Source organism: Saccharopolyspora indica (assembly GCF_027853965.1).
GTDB lineage: Bacteria > Actinomycetota > Actinomycetes > Mycobacteriales > Pseudonocardiaceae > Saccharopolyspora > Saccharopolyspora indica.
In genome coordinates, this window is the sequence record NZ_JAQGLB010000016.1 from 26,603 (window position 1) to 43,245 (window position 16,643).

Genomic DNA, 16,643 nt, shown 5'->3' on the forward strand with positions numbered 1-16,643 from the left:
ACAACCGGAAGGCTGTTTTGTACTCCTCTGTACATAACTGTGGTACGGTCGCGGGGCGCAGTTCCCGATGCTTCGCCGAGCGGGCGGCCGCCGACTTCTCGCTGGAGCGCGAGGGGCTTCGCGCACACCTCAGTTTTGGACTGTCCTATACAGAAAGGCTCGTTCGTTGACTTCGACCACCGCTTCCGGTCTCGCCGAGCAGCGCATCGCCATCGTCCGCCGGGCCTTCGAGCTCATCGACGCGGGCGATCCCGGGCTGCTCGACCTCTACACCGACGACGTGGAGCTGTACTTCCCGAAGTTCGGCTTCGGGCGGGGCAAGCAGGACATGGCCGAGTTCGCGCAGCGGCTCTGGGCCGATCTGTCGGCCCTGGAGCACGACATCGACGGCCTGGACATCATGGTGGCCGGTGACCGGATCATCGTCGAAGGGCGCGAGTGGGGCACCACCGCGGACGGGCGGCCCTGGCCGGACCAGCGCGTTTCGACCGGGCGCTTCTGCAACGTCTTCACCTTCCGCGGCACGCTCATCAGCTCGGTGCACATCTACGTGGACCCGGACTTCACCAGCAGCCACGAGCAGAAGGTCCGGCAGCTGCACCGCGACCCGAAGTAGCCCGGGCCCGGGATCCCGGCCGGGACGGCGGCCGGGATCCGGTCGGTTCAGCCGAGCAGCGCCTGCCAGGTGATCGGGCCTGCTTCGCCGTCGACCACCAGGCGGTTGGTGCTCTGGTAGCCGCGCACGGCTTTCGCCATGACCGGGCCGAAATCGCCGTCGACCGCGAGGCCCGCGCTGCGCTTGTTCAGCGCGGCCTGCAGGCCTTTGACGTGGTTGCCCTTGCTGCCCTCGCGGAGCGTGTGGACCAGCTTCGGCCACGTCGCCGGGCCGACCTGGCCGTCGGCCTCCAGTCCCTTCGCGGCCTGGAAGCGCTTGACCGCGGCCACCGCCGCCGAGCTGTACTTGCCGTCGACGGCCAGGTCGTGGCCGTGCTGGCGCATCAGGTGCTGGATCGCGACGACCGTCGCACCGGCCGAGCCCGGGTCGATCCTCGGCCAGCCGCCGCCCAGGTCCACGCCGCGCTTGGCCATGAAGGCGACCGGGTCGGTGATCCGGCCCATTCCTCCCGAGTGCACCTCGAAGTGCAGGTGCGGGCCCGTCACGTTGCCCGTCGCGCCCATGTCCGCGATGCGCTGGCCGGACTTGACCTCGGCGTTGAGCGCGACGTGGTAGGCGTTGAGGTGGCCGTAGTAGGTGTACTGGTCGTGGCCGTGCGAGATGACCAGGCCGTTGCCGCTCCGGCCGGGGATGCCGCCTCCCCACTCGCGGCGGATCACCTTGCCGTTGGCGGCCGCGTACACGCCGGTGCCGGTCGAGTTCGTGACGTCCTGGCCCGCGTGCGGGCCGCCGGGCCGGGACGCTCCGAAGTGGCCGCCTCGTGGAAAGTAACCTAATGCGGGGTTGGCCCAGCGACCGTCTTTCAGCGATGCCGCCGACGCCACCGGTGCTCCGGCGATGAGGCCGATGGCGGGAATGGCGAGCCCGAGGCCCACTCCGGCGAACAGGGTCCGGCGGGACAGTCCGCCGGTCTCCTCGGCGGCGATCATCTCGGCCGACGGCGTGCAGGAATCACACATTTTGCTCCTCCAGGGCTGAACCGGGCATGATGCGCGAAGATGCTACAACCGGCAGCGGCGTCGAAATGCGGCCATTCGCAGGCTAAAGCGCGGGAATCCCAACTTTCACCGGGAGTGCACAGAGGAATCACCCGCGTGCTGCGCGGAAGGAGTTGCAGCGCCCGCAGAAGTGGTGGGCCGCAAGCGGGAACGGAAATCGACGGTGCGGTCTGGTCGAGCTCGCAGATCGCCGGTCAGTCCTCGGCGTCCCGGACCAGGAGGGCTATCTGGACCCGGTTCTCGAGCGCCAGCTTGGCGAAGAGGCTGCTGGTGTGGGCTTTGACGGTGGCGGTGCTGATGTGCAGGCGCTCGGCGATCTGCGGGTTGCCCAGGCCTTCCGCGATGGCCCGGGCCGTGTCGAGTTCTCGTTCGGTCAGCGCGGACAGCCGCTCTCGCGCCGCTCGGCGGGTTGCTCTGCGGGCTTCCGAGGACTGCGGGCCGGTGGCCGCGGCGATGACCCGCGCGGTGGCCGCGGGCGACAGCGCGGGGTTGCCGTCGGCGACCGTGCGCACCGCGTCGACGATCCGCGCAGGCGGGGTGTCCTTGAGGACGAATCCGTGCGCTCCGGTGCGGAGTGCGCCGAGCACCAGTTCGTCGGAGTCGAACGTGGTCAGCACGAGGATCCGCGGTGGTGCCGGGCGGGTGAGCAGTTCCCGGGTCGCGCTGAGGCCGTCGCGGCCGGGCATCCGGACGTCCATCAGCACGACGTCCGGCTGCTGCTCGTCCACCGCGGCGATCGCGGCGTCCCCGTCGGCGGCCTCCGCGACGATGGTCAGGTCGGGTTCGCCGTCGATGACCAGGCGCAGCGCCATCCGCACCAGCTGGTCGTCGTCGACGATGACGACGCGGACGGGCGTGCGCTCGCTGTCCACTCATGCCCTCTTCTCGTGGTCGTGGCGCGGCCAGGGCAGTCGCGCGGTGAGGACGTACCCGCCGTCGGAGGTCGGGCGGTGGCTGAGCTCCCCGCCGGCGAGGGAGATCCGCTCGGTGAGTCCGAGCAGGCCGAATCCGGAGGTCGGCGGTCGCGCGGTGGTCGTGGTGGCGGCGGAATTGCGGACGCTGATGCGCATGTCCGCACCGGGCTCGCCCTCGACGGCGACGCGCACGTGCGCACCCGGGGCGTGCTTGGCGGCGTTGGTCAGTCCTTCTTGGACGATCCGGTAGCAGGTCCGCCCGATGGCGTCGGACGGTTCGCCCGGCACCGCGGTGGTGAGCGCGACGTCCAGGCCGGAGGCGCGGGCGTCGGCCACCAGCTCGGGGATCGGGTCGAGCGAGGGCTGCGGTGGTTCCGGGACGTCCTCGGCCCGGAGCACGCCGAGGACGTCGCGCAGTTCCTCCAGCGCTTGCTGGGAACCGTCGGCGATGCCGCGGATCAGCACCTGGTTCTCCTCGGCGGAGAGGTCGCGGCGGTGGTCCAGCACACCGGCTTGCATGGCGACCAGCGAGATCCGGTGCGCGAGCACGTCGTGCATCTCGCGGGCGATCCGGTTGCGCTCCACGGCCCGCGCCTGCGCCGCTCGCGCGGCCTGCTCCCGTTCCGCGCTCTCCGCCCGCTCGCGCAACGACAGCACTTCGGCGCGCCGCGCGCCGATGGCCGCGCCGACGGCCACCGCGGTACCAGCGGTCAGCGCCGAGGAGGCGAGCAGGAGCCACGTCGAGGCGGACGGCATCTCGATCGGGTAGAGCTCGACGGCCGTTTGCGACGCGGCCACGTAGGCCACCACGACGACCCCGATCTCCAGCGGGCGGCGGCGGGTGGACAGCGAGCACAGCGCCAGCAGCGCGGCACCGGTGGCCAGCGTCGACGCGGTCGAGGCGGTGGCGACCACCGTGGCGACGGCGAGCGGGAACCGCTGCCGCCGCAGCAGCGCGATCAGGCAGCCGAGGGCCACCAGCGGATCACCGGTGGCGAACCAGGAACCGGCCTCGGCCGCGTGCTCCGGCGGCAGCATGATGCCGGCCAGGAGCCACGAGGGGATGCCCAGCGCCGCGGCCGCCGCCAGCCGCCACGCCTGCTGCCACACCTCGAACCACTTCACCCGCGCATTGTCGCGGGAACCGCGCGGCCGGTGCAGCAGACCGCGGGATGTTCCGCACTCGACCCGGGTCGAACCACCGCTTCGCCCCGGGTCGAATGCGGTTCGAGCCGCCGGTCCGATGTGCCCGCCGAGCCGAGTGGACAGACTCGTCGTGCCTGGAAATACGGAAGAACGTGGAGAAGCTCCCACTTCCGGCCGGACGTTGATGCAGGAGGACATCGGATGCGCAGAACTCTGGCCGTCTCCCTCGCCGCCGCGGCGGTGGCCGCGACCGCGGCCGTGGGAGTGGCGTCGGCGGACACCGTGGAGTGGGGCCCGTGCCCGGAGGGCACCGCCCCCGGCCTCGAGTGCTCGACGCTCGAAGTCCCGCTGGACTACCGGGATCCGGACGGCGAGCAGGTGGAGCTCGCGATCTCCCGGCTGGCGAGCGAGAAACCCGCGCGGCGCCGCGGCGTCCTGCTCACCAACCCGGGCGGCCCCGGTGTCGCCGGACTCGACTACCCGGCGCTCCTCGCCGCGAAGGGGCTGCCGATCCCGGGCGTGCCGCAGGAAGTGCTGGACGCCTACGACGTGATCGGCTTCGACCCGCGCGGTGTCGGCCGCAGCGCGCCGGTGACCTGCGAGCTGACGCAGGAGCAGCAGGGCTGGGGTGTCTTCCCGACCTACGCGCACACCGCTGCCGACGTCGAGCGGGAGGCGGACCGCGCGCGGACCATCGCCGAGCAGTGCGCCACCTCGCCGACGGCGCGGCTGCTGCCGCACCTCACCACCGCGAACACCGCGCGCGACGTGGACCGCATCCGGGAAGCGCTGGGCGAGCCGAAGATCTCCTACCTCGGCGGCTCCTACGGCACCTCCCTCGGCGCGGTGTACACGACGATGTTCCCGGCGAACAGCGACCGGATCGTGCTGGACAGCAACCTGGGCGCCGGCGGTTACGACGCCAAGGCCTTCCGGTTGATGGCCCGCGGCCTGGAGGAGCGGTTCCCGGACTTCGCGGCGTTCGCGGCCGCGCGGCCCGAGCTCGGCCTGGGGGCCACGCCGGAGCAGGTGACCGCGAAGTTCTTCGAGCTCGCGGATCGCTTGACGGCCAAGCCGGTCCAGGGCGTCGACGGGACGTTGTTCCGCGGGATGACGTTCGAAAGCCTCTACTCCGATGCCACCATGCCGCTGCTGGCCGAGACCTGGCGGGCCTTGGCGGAGGACCGGCCGCTGCCGCCGCGCCCGCCGATGGCGAACCTGGAGAACGCCATGTCCGCGCGGCTTTCGGTGGTCTGCGGTGATTCGCGCTGGCCGCGGGCGGTCGAGGACTACCAGCGGCAGGTCGAGGTCGACCGGGCGGAGCACCCGATGCTGGGCGGCTCCACGGCCAGCATCGGGCCGTGCGCGTTCTGGCCGTCCGAGCGGGTCGAACCGCCGGTGCGCATCGGTGACGAGGGCCCGTCGAACGTGCTCATGGTGCAGAACGAGCGCGACCCGGGAACGCCGCTGGCTGGCGCCCAGGAGCTGCGGCGCGCGTTCGGGCAGCGGGCCACGATGGTGACGGCCGACGAGGGCGGGCACGGCATCTACCCGTTCGGCCCCAACACGTGCGCGAAGAACGCGGTGACGGAGTTCCTGACCACCGGGAAGCGCCCGCCGCACGACGTGGCCTGCCCCGCCGGGTAGCGGGCGCGGTTCGTGAGGGGTTTCCCGGCCGGGCGCGGTGCGCGGGACGGGTGATCCGGGGTGGCGGGGCTAGCGTCGGCTCAGCGACTTCGGGGAGGAAGCTCATGGGTTCCGCGAGTGCGGCCGACGAACTTGCCCGGCGTATCGGGGAGCATCTCGTGCACCGCCCGGGCGATCCGGCGCACGCCGGTGCTTCGGCGCTCTGGAACGGCGCGGTGACCACGCAGCCCGCCTGGTCGCGGCCAAGCAGGCCTACGATCCGGGCCACGTCTTCACCGCCACGCCGCTGCCCGGCAAATAATTCCTAAGTGGACCAACGGGTGGTGCTTCGGCCCTTGCCCCGGCTGCGGAATCTTCTTTCCCGCCGGTGAATTCTGGTGCGAAACGGCCGGGGAGCGGCAGGAGCTCTCGTACAGTGGCCGCGATCAACACCGACGACGAGGAGTGGTCTTGCCCATGACGGTCCCGGCCGGAGTGCACGTCAGCCCGGAGTTCCCCGCGATGCTCGACCGGATCGACGCGCTCGCCGGCGAACTCGAGTCGGACGCCGCCGCGGCGGAGGAGCGCGGCAGGCTGGCCGAGAGCACCGCGCGGGCGCTGCTGGACGCGGGAGTGGTCCGGGCCGGGCTGCCCGCGAACCTCGGTGGCCACGAGTTCTCGCCGCGCCAGCTGATCGCGACGATCGAGCGGGTCAGCTACCACGACGCGGCGGCGGGCTGGACGATGCTGGCGCTGCTGCACGTCACCGGCACCACCGCGGCCTACCTGGGCGATGTCGCGGCGGCCGAGATGTTCGCCGACGTGGCCGGGGGCGACCACGCGCTGCTGGCCGGGCACGGCACCCGCCCCGGCCGGGCGGTTCCGGTGGACGGCGGTTTCCTGGTGAGCGGGAGCTGGCAGTTCGCCTCCGGGATGGCGCACGCCACCCACGTGCACAGCGCGATCCAGGTCGAGGGCACCGGCGAGCTGCGGGTGCTGGCGATGCCGAAGTCGCAGGTGGAGCTGGTCGACAACTGGGACGTGCTGGGCCTGCGCGCGACGCACAGCATCGACTACCGCTGCACCGACGTCCACGTCCCGATCACGCACACCTACATCGCGACGACCACGACTCCGGCCAACGGCGGTGCGATGTACCGGGTCGGCCTGGTGAACATGGCCGCGATCGTGCACAGCGGCTGGGCGCTCGGCGCCGGGCGGCGACTGCTCGACGAGATGAAGTCCCTCGCCGCGGCCAAGTCCGGCACGCACAACGCGGCGGTCGACACCGGGCACTTCCACGCGGAGTACGCGACCGCGGTGGCCAGGCTCCGCGCGGCCCGCGCCTGGGTGATGGAGGTGTGGCAGGACGTCGAGGAAGCCCTGGACGCGGGCGGATCGCTGAGCACCGAGCAGGAAACGCTGATCAGGCTGTCGCTCAACCACGCGACGCGAACGGCGCAGGAGACCGGCCAGGTGGTGCACCGCTGGGCGGGCACGACGGCGATCCGGCGCGGCCCGATCGACCGGTTCCTCCGCGACGTCGCCACCGGAGCCCAGCACATCACCTCCAGTCCGGTGGTGCTGCAGAACTGCGGGAAGTGGCTCAGCGGTCTGGAACCCGAAGCCCGCTGGGAGTTCCTCGACCTGGCCCGGTGACCGCGCCCGCCGCACGGCCGAACTCGCCGGATGAACGCTCCAGCGACCCGGAACCGGCCGTAGTGGACTGTCCTGGGCCGGCGCCGTCCGTGATGGCCGATCTGATGTCCTGATCGTGTCAGTCGCCGTGAAAATCGCTTTCGTCCCGATGCAGTGCGATGTCACCATCGGCGATCGGCGATGAGAGGGGCGTGATGGCCCGGAGTTTCGCACGGCGGCTGCCGAAGCTGCTCCGCCCGTGGCCGCTGTCCGGCGTGCGGGTGGTCGAGGAGCTGACCGACCTCGGCGACCGGGCCCGGGTCTGGCGGGTGCGGGCCGACGACGCAGACCACGTCGCGAAGCTGACGTTCGACGCCCGCCGGTACGTGGTGCCGGGGCTGCGGATCGCGTCGGTGCTGGATCGCGCGGGAATCCGCACCGGCAGACCGGTGCCGACCTCCGCCGGTGCGCTGTGCACCGGCGTGCGGCTGGGGAGGTGGACGCTGGCCCTGCTGGAATTCGTGCCGGGCACGCCGTTCGACTGGTCGGAGCCGGAGCGGTGCGGCGACCTGCTCGGGCGCGTGCACCACGTGCTGCGCTCGGCCGAAGACGTGGCTCCGGCGGGGCGTCTGCTCGACTTCTACCAGGAGGAAGCCGACCGGGTGGGCGGGCAGCGCGGCGCGGCGCTCTCCGACGCGGTGGCCGCGGTGCGCGCCTTCGACCGCGACACCGGGCTGACCCACGGCGTGCTCTACGGCGATCCCGCTCCCGAGGTGCTGAGGTCGCCCGACGACGAGCTGGCGCTGATCGACTGGGGCACGCCGAGCTGGGGCCCGCTGCTGCACGATCTCGTGTGCTGGCAGCGGTTCGGCGCGGCTGCCGGTGAGGACGCGGCCGCCCGCTTGCTGTCCGGCTACCGCACCCGGATGCACCTCGCGGACGCCGAACTGGCCGCCGCACCGCTGTTCCGCACCCTGCACCGGGCGATCGACGCCGTGTGGGAGGCGCGGTGATCCGCAGCTTCTGCGGTGCGCTGTACGGCTGGGCTCCAGGTGGTCCTGCAGGGCTGTGAGCGGTGGCTCAGCGGAGTGCGCCGGGATCTCCGCGCGGGGCTGGGCGGGCAGGTGCAGACCAGGTGGAGAAGTGGTGAACGTCGTGCGGACAGGCGTGGGCGCGTCCGGCTCCTCGGCGGTCGAGGGGGCTTTGACCTGCGGTTCTGCGACTCCGTCGACGGCTGCGCGGCGACTCGCCGGTTGATCGGCTTTATTTGACTCATTCCAGAAAAGCTGATAGCCATATGTCATGCCGTCCATCGATGCCGCCGCCCTGCTGAAGGGGGCGTCGCTGCGGGTGACCCGCCCTCGGGTCGCCGTGCTCGCGATGGTTTCGGAGAATCCCCATTCCGATGCCGACACCATCGCGACGACCGTCCGTCGCGACCTGGGGTCGGTGTCCACCCAGGCGGTGTACGACGTCCTGCGCGCGCTCACCGAGGCGGGCCTGGTCCGCCGCATCGAACCGGCCGGCTCGCCGGCCCGGTTCGAGACGCGCGTGGGCGACAACCACCACCACCTGGTGTGCCGCGTCTGCGGTGCCATCGCCGACGTCAGTTGCGCGGTGGGGGAGGCCCCGTGCCTCCACGCCGACGATCCGCACGGATACCTGCTCGACGAGGCCGAGGTGACCTTCTGGGGCGTGTGCCCGGACTGCCGCGGCAACGGACGAGCGATTGACTGAAGATCCCACCGAGGAGCGAGTTTTGCCTGAGAACAACCAGAAACCGTTGACCACGGTGGCCGGTGCCCCGGTCCCGGACAACCAGAACTCCCTGACCGCCGGCCCGCGCGGCCCGATGCTGCTGCAGGACGTCTGGTTCCTGGAGAAGCTGGCGCACTTCGACCGCGAGGTCATCCCGGAGCGCCGGATGCACGCGAAGGGCTCCGGTGCGTTCGGCACCTTCACGGTGACCAACGACATCACCCAGTACACCAGCGCGAAGATCTTCTCCGAGATCGGCAAGAAGACCGAGCTGTTCGTCCGCTTCTCGACCGTCGCCGGTGAGCGCGGCGCGGCCGACGCCGAGCGCGACATCCGCGGCTTCGCGATCAAGTTCTACACCGACGAGGGCAACTGGGACATCGTCGGCAACAACACGCCGGTGTTCTTCTTCCGCGACCCGCTGAAGTTCCCGGACCTCAACCACGCGGTGAAGCGCGACCCGCGCACCAACATGCGCAACGCCGAGAACAACTGGGACTTCTGGACCAACCTGCCCGAGGCGCTGCACCAGGTCACCATCGTGATGTCCGACCGCGGCATCCCGGCGTCCTACCGCCACATGCACGGCTTCGGCTCGCACACCTACAGCTTCATCAACGCCGAGGGCGAGCGGTTCTGGGTCAAGTTCCACCACCGCACCCAGCAGGGCATCAAGAACCTGACCGACGCCGAGGCCGAGGCCCTGGTCGGCAAGGACCGCGAGTCGCACCAGCGCGACCTGTACGAGTCGATCGAGAACGGCGACTTCCCGAAGTGGAAGCTGTACGTGCAGATCATGCCGGAGGCGGACGCGGACAACTACCGCTTCCACCCCTTCGACCTGACCAAGGTCTGGTCGAAGAAGGACTACCCGCTGATCGAGGTCGGCGAGTGGGAGCTCAACCGCAACCCGGAGAACTACCACGCCGAGGTCGAGCAGGCCGCGTTCTCCCCGGCCAACGTCGTCCCTGGCATCAGCTTCTCCCCGGACCGGATGCTGCAGGGCCGGTTGTTCTCCTACGGTGACGCGCAGCGCTACCGCCTGGGCGTGAACCACCACCAGATCCCGGTCAACGCGCCGAAGAACCCGGTGAACTCCTACCACCGCGACGGTGCCATGCGCATCCACCAGGGTGGTACCCCGGCCATCGAGCCGAACTCCTACGGCCGCTGGCAGGAGCAGCCGGCGTACCGCGACCCGGCCCTGGCCGTGGGTGCCGTCGCCGACCGGTTCAACTACCGCGAGGACGACGACAACTACTACGAGCAGCCGGGCAACCTGTTCCGCAGCATGTCGGCGGAGCAGCAGCAGGTGCTGTTCGAGAACACCGCCCGCGCGATCAACGGTGCCTCCCAGGCCACCGTCGAGCGCCACATCGCCAACTGCACCAAGGCCGACCCGGCCTACGGCGAGGGCGTCCGCAAGGCGATCGAGGCCCTGGCCGCGGGCGAGCTCTGAGCTCGACCCGGGTCTGCGGACTCGTAGCGGGGCGGCGGTCGAATCCGGCCGCCGCCCCCTCCTTTTCCCAGCGAGATCAGGAAGAACCACCATGAGCGATGGACTGACCCCGGAGCAGGCCGAGCGCGTCGTGGCGATCGCCATGGACCTGGCCCGCGAAGGCCGGACGGAAGAGCTGGCCGAGTTCGTCGACCACGGCCTCCCGGTCAACACGACCGACGAAGCGGGCAACACGCCGCTGATGCTCGCGGCCTACCACGGCCACGCCGGAACGGTCCGAGCCCTCCTCGACCGGAAGGCCGACCCCGACCTGCGCAACGACCGGGACCAGTCGCCCATCGCCGGAGCCCTGTTCAAGGGCGAAGAAGCGGTGGTGAAGGTCCTCCGCGAAGCAGGAGCGGACCTCGACGCGGGCACCCCTTCGGCCCGAGCGGCGGCGGCGATGTTCGGCCGCGAGAACCTCCTGTCGGACTGACCCCGCGCCTCCAGAACCCGTGAGCGCTTTGGGGCGCTATGACACCCCGAACCGCGCACGGACCCACGGCTACTCTGGACCGGTGGATGCTGCGTCGATCATCGCCCGCGCCGCTGAGTACCTGAACCCCGCCGAGCGGGGTGACCGGACGTCGGGAGGCGTGGCTTCGGCCATCCTCACCGCGCAGGGCGATCTCTTCTTCGGCGTCTGCATCGACACGCCCTGCAGCATGGGCTTCTGCGCCGAGCACGCCGCCGCGGCCGCGATGATCACCGCGAGGCAGTCCGAGATCGCGGTGGTCGTGGCCGTCGTGCGCGACGACTCCGGTGCGCTCCGCGTGCTGCCGCCGTGCGGCCGGTGCCGCGAGTTCCTGTACCAGCTCGACGACCGCAACCTGGCCGCCCGGGTCGTCCTGGGGCCGGAAAGGGTCGTGACCCTCGCCGACCTCCTGCCGGAGCGGTGGTCGGATCGGGACGTCGACTGACTGGAAAGTCCCGATCGTCCGGTGCGGTCGCACTAGGGTGTGGTCATGCGGATCGAGGTGTTGGGCCCGGTTCGGCTCAGCACCGACGTGGGCGTTGCGGTCGACGTCGCCGAGCGCAAGGTGCGCTTGCTGCTGGCCGCTCTCGTGGCCGCCGGTGGTGCACCGGTGCCGGCGGAGGCGCTGGTCGACCGGGTGTGGGGCGAGAACCTGCCGGCGAACCCCAAGCGGGTGCTGCGAGCGAAGCTCTCCCAGCTGCGGGCCGCGCTGGACCGGGCCCGCCCGGGAGCGCGCGAACTGCTGGCGCACACCCCCGCCGGTTACCGGCTCGCCGTGGAACCCGGGTCGGTGGACGCCGGTCGGTTCCGGGACGAGGTCGAGCGCGCCCGTCGCCTGAGCGCGGGCAAGCGGGCGGAGGTGCTCGACCGGGCGCTGTCGATGTGGAACGGCGAGGCGTACGCCGACTTCGCGGACGAGCTCTGGCTGGCACCGGTGATCGCCGAACTCGAGGAGGCGCGTCTCACCGCCGTCGAGCTCCTGGCGGAGGCGCTGCTGGAGAGCGGAACACCGGAGCGGGCGATCGAACGCGCGAACGGCGTCGCGGCCGCCCATCCCACGCGGGAGCGGTTGGTCAGCGCGCTGATGCTGGCCCTGTACCAGGCCGGTCGCCAGCACGAGGCGCTGGAGCTGTTCGAGGCGCTGCGGCACCGGCTCGCCGAGGACGTCGGCGTCGACCCGAGCCCGCAGGTGCGGGAACTGCACGGGCGCATCCTGCGGCAGGATCCCGCGTTGACCGGCGACCGTCCGCGCGGGCGCTCCGCACTCGCGCGGACGAACGTGCCCGCGGAGACCGCTGCGCTGATCGGGCGGCGGCGGGAGATCGACGAGATCGCCGCCTCGCTGACCGGCACCAGGCTGGTGACGTTGACCGGCGCCGGTGGCGTTGGCAAGACGCGGCTCGCGCTGCACCTGGCCCGCGCGCAGCTGGCGCAGTTCCACCGCGGCACGTGGTTCATCGATCTGACCGAGCTGGCGAGCACCCCGGCAGGCGAGCGCCCCTCGGTCGAGCGGGTGGCGGACCTCGTCATGTCCGCGCTCGACCTGCCCAGCGCTCCTGCCGACAACTTCGCCGAGGTGTGCGAGGCGCTGGGCTCGCGGCCGTCCCTGCTCGTGCTGGACAACTGCGAGCACGTCGTGGACGAGGTGGCCGAGTTCGTGGCCCGACTGCTGCGCAGAGCCCCCGGGGTGCGGGTCGTGGCGACGAGCCGTCAGCCGCTGGGGCTTCCGGAGGAGCAGCGCTACGGCGTCGCGCCCCTGGCGGTCGAGGCGGGGCCGGACGGCGTCAGCGAGGCCGCCGCCTTCTTCGCCGCGCGAGCGCGGGCCGTCGACCGCACGTTCACCCTGGAGGGCTCGACCACCGAGGTGGTGGAGTTGTGCCGCCGGCTGGACGGTCTGCCGCTGGCGCTGGAGCTCGCGGCCAGCCGGACCAATGCGATCTCGGTCCGCGATCTCCTGGAGCGGCTGAGCGACCGGCTCAACCTGCTGGCCCGGCCGGGACGCGGCGTGCCCAGGCGGCAGCAGACGCTGCGCGGGTTGATCGACTGGAGCTGGTCGCTGCTCGACGAGACCGAGCAGGCGGTGTTGCGGCGGCTGGCCGTGCACCCCGGTGGGCTGAGCTTGGAGGCCGCGGAAGCCATCTGCGCCGACGACGCGACCGGCGCGCAGGTCGTCGATGCGCTGCTCGGGCTGGTGGATCGCAGCATGGTCATCGCGAGCGCGTCCGGGCCGACCGGGGTGCGCTACGGGCTGCTCGAGTCGATTGCGACCTACGCCGCGGAGAAGCTGGACGAGGCGGGCGAGCGGGAACGCGTCGCGCAGCGGCATCTGCGCTACTACCTCGACTTCGCGGATCGGGCGGACGAGAACCTGCGAGGCCCCGAGCAGCGGTACTGGCTGCAACGGTTGGAGGCCGAGCGGATTCAGCTGCGGCACGCGAGCGCGGAGGCCATCCGCCAGCGGGATGGTGACAGCGCGATCGCGTTGGCCCTGGTGACGTTCTGGTACCGGACGATGAGCGGGCGCCAAGCCCACTTGCGCGATGACCTCCGCACGGCGCTCGGCCTGCCCGGCAAGCGCGACGACGGCTACGCGACGGTCGCCGCGCTCGACGTCTGCCTGAGCCTCGACGCCGGATCAGGGCGCGGAGGAGAACGGGTCGACGCGGCCCTGGCGATGTTCGACGACCCCTTCGCCAGAGCCGGGATCCAGTGGTACGCCGGTGCTTCGCTGCTCACCGCGGGAATTCGCGAGGCCGGTGAACGGCACATCGACGAGGCGCTGCCGGTTCTCCAGGACAGGGGCGCGGACTGGGCGGCGTCGGTGGCGGTGTGCCTGCGGGACTGGCTCGTGGTCAGCACGTGGGGCGATCCGCCGCGCGGTCTGCCCGATGGCCGCGACGCCGGGGAAGTGCTGCAGGAGCTGGGGGACAGCTACGGGCTCTCCTACGCGCTGGCGGTCGAGCACCGCACGGCCGAGCTCTCCGGTGACTACGCGCGGGCGGCCGCTGTCGCGGAGCAGGCGTACGAGCAGAGCCTCGCGCTGCACCTGTGGTCGGGGGTCTCGTTGTGGCTCACCGCGCGGGCGATTTCGGCGCTGCGCAGAGGTGATCTGGCGGGAGCCGCCGAGTCCCTCCAGGAGTCCAGATCGCTGGCCGCCGAGCTCGGGTACACCAACGGCTCGGCCTACGCCGACTTCGGCGAATCGATGATCGCCCGGTACCACGGCGACACCGGGCGGGCGCGAGAGCTGTTGGAGCGCTGGAAGAAGGCGGGTGATGCGGCCACCGCCAACCTCCTCACCCGGTTCGAAGACGGGTTCCTCCGCGTCGCCGAAGGACGGACCGGCGAAGCCCGCTCGGTGCTGACCGAACTCGTCCCGGCGGTGCGGCGCATCGACGGGCCACCGACGACGGCCCGCATGCTCGAACTCGCCGCGGCGGTGCGGACGCCGGAGTCGGCGGTGGCGGCCGCGGAACTGCTGGGCGCGGCCGAGGAGGTGCGCGCCCGAGCAGCGGCCGAACCGGCTGCGCCGGAGCGCCGCGACATCGACCGGGTGGTGCGCGCGATCGGCGATCGCCTCGACGACCAGCAGGTCACCGAGGCGATCGCCCGCGGGCGGACCCGCGATCCCGACGAAGTCGTCAGCTCGCTGTCCGGGCGGTGACGTCTCCCGGCGCGTCGTCGGTGGGCAGGTGAACACCGCGCAGGCCGCGCCGCACGAGCACGACAGCCGCGAGGCCGATGAGCAGCGCAGCGCAGCAGGCGGCCAGGGCTCCCGTCGACCACGCATCGCGCACCACCTGCAGCAGCTCCTGACCGCTCGTGCCACCGATCCGCTCGGCGACGGCCACGGCGCCACCCGGGCTCTGACCGGCTTCGTCCAGGTCCGCCGCCGAGATCGGGTGCGGTGCTCCGGCGTGCAACGCGCGGTTGAAGGCCGACATCGCGAGGCTGCCGATGAAGGCCATGCCCAGCGCCCCGCCCAGCCCGGCGCTGATGTCCTGGAGCGCGACCGCCGAACCGGCCCGGTCCTGGGGCGCGGCGGTGATGACGAGCTGGGAGCCGAGCACCATCATCGGCGCCGTTCCCAAGCTCACCAGCGTCTTCCCGGCGATGAACAGGGCCGTCAGCTCCGGGGCGGCGACGATCGCCGCGACGATCGTGCCCGCGCCGAGGAGCGTCGTGGACAGCCCGGCGAGGATCACCTGGTTCGGCCGGAACCGGCGGTTCAGCACCGGGGTGAGGGTGGTGCCGACGATGGCCGCGCTGCCGGAGATGGCCAGCAGCACGCCCAGCTCACCGGCGGGCACCTGCGCGACGATCTGCAGGTACTGCACCAGCACCAGGTCCACGGCGACGAACGCCGAGGAGACCAGCACCAGCACCGCGAGCGAGTTCCGCAAGCCCCGGATCCGGAACAGGCTCAGGTCCAGCAGCGGGTCGGCCAGGCGTCGTTGCCTGCGGACGAAGAGCACCCCGAGCGCGACGCCCAGCGCGACGACGATCAGGTGGGACGCCGAGGGGCCCCGAGCGGCGATCTCCTGGAGGCCGAAGACCACCGAGATCACCGATGCCGTGGACAGGCCCGCGCTGAGCGAATCGATCCGGGCCCCGCTCATCGCCCGCTGGCGCGGGAGCAGCAGCGGACCGCCCAGCAGCACGGCGGCCGCGACCGGCACGTTGACCAGGAACACCGAATCCCACCCGAAGTGCTCCAGCAACAACCCGCCCATGGGCGGGCCGAGCGCACCGCCGACGGTGAACGCCCCGATCAGCACGGCGAAGGCCGTGCCGGTGTACCGGGGATCGGTGAACACCGCTCGCATGATCGAGAACGCCGCGGGCGAGGCGGCTCCGGCCGCCGCGCCGAGCAGGAACCGTCCGGCGATGAGGACCTCGGGATCCCGGGCGAAGGCGGCCAGCGCCGACGCCGAGCCGTAGAGGGCCATCGACAGCAGCAGGAGGCGCCTGCTGCCGATCTTGTCGGTCAGCCTTCCCGCCGTGATGACCAGGCCCGCGGCGGCGAACTCGCCCACGTGGATGATCCACAGCATCTGGGTCGTCGACGGCGCGAGGTCCGCCGACACCGAGGGCACGGCCAGGAACAGCACCGTGACGTCGGTGGCCATCATGAACAGCGGCAGGGCGACCAGCACGAGTCCGGACCACTCGCGCCAGGTCGGCCGCGGTGGTGCGCAGCCCTGGGGCATCTCGGTCAACTCCGGAGCTCGGCTCAGGCGGACTCGACGAACGGGTACGGACGCTCGGCGCGGGCGTCGCGCAGCGTGCGGGCCCACCAGGCGAGCTGGTTCAGGAACCCGGTCGCGATCCGGTCCACCCGCTCGGCGTCGACCGGTCGGCCGTCGTGGTCGAAGGAGTTCCAGAAGTAGGCGAAGGTGATCGAGTCGCGCAGCGGCACCGCGTGGAACTCGGTGAACACCCCGCGCAGCGCGTCGATGGCCTGCAGACCACCGGTGATGCCGCCGTAGGAGATCATCCCGACCGGCTTGAGCTGCCACTCGGCGTAGAACCAGTCGATCGCGTTCTTCAGCGCCGCCGGGTAGCTGCGGTTGTAGACCGGGGTCACCACGACGAACGCGTCGGCCCGCCCGAGCCGGGCGCCGAGCTCGACGACCGGTTCCGGCCGGGGCTCCTCGGGATAGTTGCCGCCGAGCACGGTCGGGCAGGGGTGATCGGCCAGGTCGATCAGGTCGACCTCCAGCCCGTCGTGCTTGCGGGCCTGATCGGCGATCCAGCGGGCCGGGGTCGGGCAGAACCGGTCGGTGCGGGTGCTGCCGACGATCACCGCCACCTGGAGGGGGCGGGCGGGTGCGGTCGTGGTCATCGCTGTCGACTCCTCGTTCGAGTTCCGTTGCGGGACCGATCGTGCGAGCGAGGAGCTCCGGGAACGTTC

General features: G+C 71.7%; 14 protein-coding genes. 9 read left to right on the forward strand and 5 right to left on the reverse strand.

What is annotated here, in order from left to right; all coding sequences use genetic code 11:
- Positions 1-166: 166 nt before the first annotated feature.
- Positions 167-616: a nuclear transport factor 2 family protein gene (locus tag OU416_RS28370; RefSeq protein WP_270930097.1), complete on the forward strand. Its 450-nt coding sequence runs from the start codon at positions 167-169 to the stop codon at positions 614-616.
- A gap of 47 nt (positions 617-663) precedes the next feature.
- Here the strand turns inward: OU416_RS28370 and OU416_RS28375 are convergent, their stop codons facing one another.
- The 3 genes from OU416_RS28375 to OU416_RS28385 all read right to left on the reverse strand — a co-directional run bounded on the left by OU416_RS28375 (position 664) and on the right by OU416_RS28385 (position 3,713).
- Positions 664-1,635, reverse strand: a complete 972-nt coding sequence (locus tag OU416_RS28375; RefSeq protein ID WP_270930098.1) for a peptidoglycan-binding protein — start codon at positions 1,633-1,635, stop codon at positions 664-666.
- A 233-nt stretch (positions 1,636-1,868) separates the two neighbouring features.
- Positions 1,869-2,546: a response regulator transcription factor gene (locus tag OU416_RS28380; RefSeq protein ID WP_270930099.1), complete on the reverse strand. Its 678-nt coding sequence runs from the start codon at positions 2,544-2,546 to the stop codon at positions 1,869-1,871.
- Positions 2,547-3,713, reverse strand: a complete 1,167-nt coding sequence (locus OU416_RS28385; protein ID WP_270930100.1) for a sensor histidine kinase — start codon at positions 3,711-3,713, stop codon at positions 2,547-2,549.
- 222 nt (positions 3,714-3,935) lie between these two features.
- Here OU416_RS28385 and OU416_RS28390 point away from each other — a divergent pair, with 222 nt between their 5' ends.
- The 8 genes from OU416_RS28390 (at position 3,936) to OU416_RS28425 (ending at position 14,393) form a co-directional block, all read left to right on the forward strand.
- Complete coding sequence (locus OU416_RS28390) at positions 3,936-5,381, forward strand: alpha/beta hydrolase (protein ID WP_270930101.1); 1,446 nt, start codon at positions 3,936-3,938, stop codon at positions 5,379-5,381.
- A gap of 456 nt (positions 5,382-5,837) precedes the next feature.
- Positions 5,838-7,019 carry an acyl-CoA dehydrogenase family protein gene (locus tag OU416_RS28395; RefSeq protein WP_270930102.1) on the forward strand — a complete coding sequence of 394 codons (1,182 nt, stop codon included), beginning with the start codon at positions 5,838-5,840 and terminating at the stop codon, positions 7,017-7,019.
- Between the two features lie 194 nt (positions 7,020-7,213).
- Positions 7,214-8,011, forward strand: coding sequence for a phosphotransferase enzyme family protein (locus OU416_RS28400; protein WP_270930103.1), 798 nt, complete (start codon positions 7,214-7,216; stop codon positions 8,009-8,011).
- 289 nt (positions 8,012-8,300) lie between these two features.
- A complete protein-coding gene (locus tag OU416_RS28405; protein ID WP_270930104.1) occupies positions 8,301-8,735 on the forward strand; it encodes a Fur family transcriptional regulator in 435 nt (144 codons plus the stop codon).
- Between the two features lie 22 nt (positions 8,736-8,757).
- Entirely contained in the window at positions 8,758-10,215 is a 1,458-nt protein-coding gene (locus OU416_RS28410) for a catalase (protein WP_270930105.1), read from the forward strand.
- A gap of 91 nt (positions 10,216-10,306) precedes the next feature.
- The gene (locus OU416_RS28415; protein ID WP_270930106.1) at positions 10,307-10,690 is read left to right on the forward strand and encodes an ankyrin repeat domain-containing protein; all 384 of its coding nucleotides are present in this window, start codon (positions 10,307-10,309) and stop codon (positions 10,688-10,690) included.
- Between the two features lie 82 nt (positions 10,691-10,772).
- On the forward strand, positions 10,773-11,174 hold the full coding sequence (locus OU416_RS28420; protein WP_270930107.1) for a cytidine deaminase: 402 nt from the start codon (positions 10,773-10,775) through the stop codon (positions 11,172-11,174).
- Positions 11,175-11,219: 45 nt separating this feature from the next.
- Positions 11,220-14,393 (forward strand): ATP-binding protein, encoded by a 3,174-nt coding sequence (locus OU416_RS28425; protein WP_270930108.1) that lies wholly within the window; start codon positions 11,220-11,222, stop codon positions 14,391-14,393.
- Here OU416_RS28425 and OU416_RS28430 read toward each other — a convergent pair.
- Together OU416_RS28430 and OU416_RS28435 are read right to left on the reverse strand one after the other, a co-directional pair.
- Positions 14,371-15,939: an MFS transporter gene (locus OU416_RS28430; RefSeq protein ID WP_270930250.1), complete on the reverse strand. Its 1,569-nt coding sequence runs from the start codon at positions 15,937-15,939 to the stop codon at positions 14,371-14,373. The genes OU416_RS28425 and OU416_RS28430 overlap by 23 nt on opposite strands.
- 23 nt (positions 15,940-15,962) lie before the next feature.
- Positions 15,963-16,574, reverse strand: coding sequence for an NADPH-dependent FMN reductase (locus tag OU416_RS28435; RefSeq protein ID WP_270930109.1), 612 nt, complete (start codon positions 16,572-16,574; stop codon positions 15,963-15,965).
- Between the last annotated feature and the right edge of the window lie 69 nt (positions 16,575-16,643).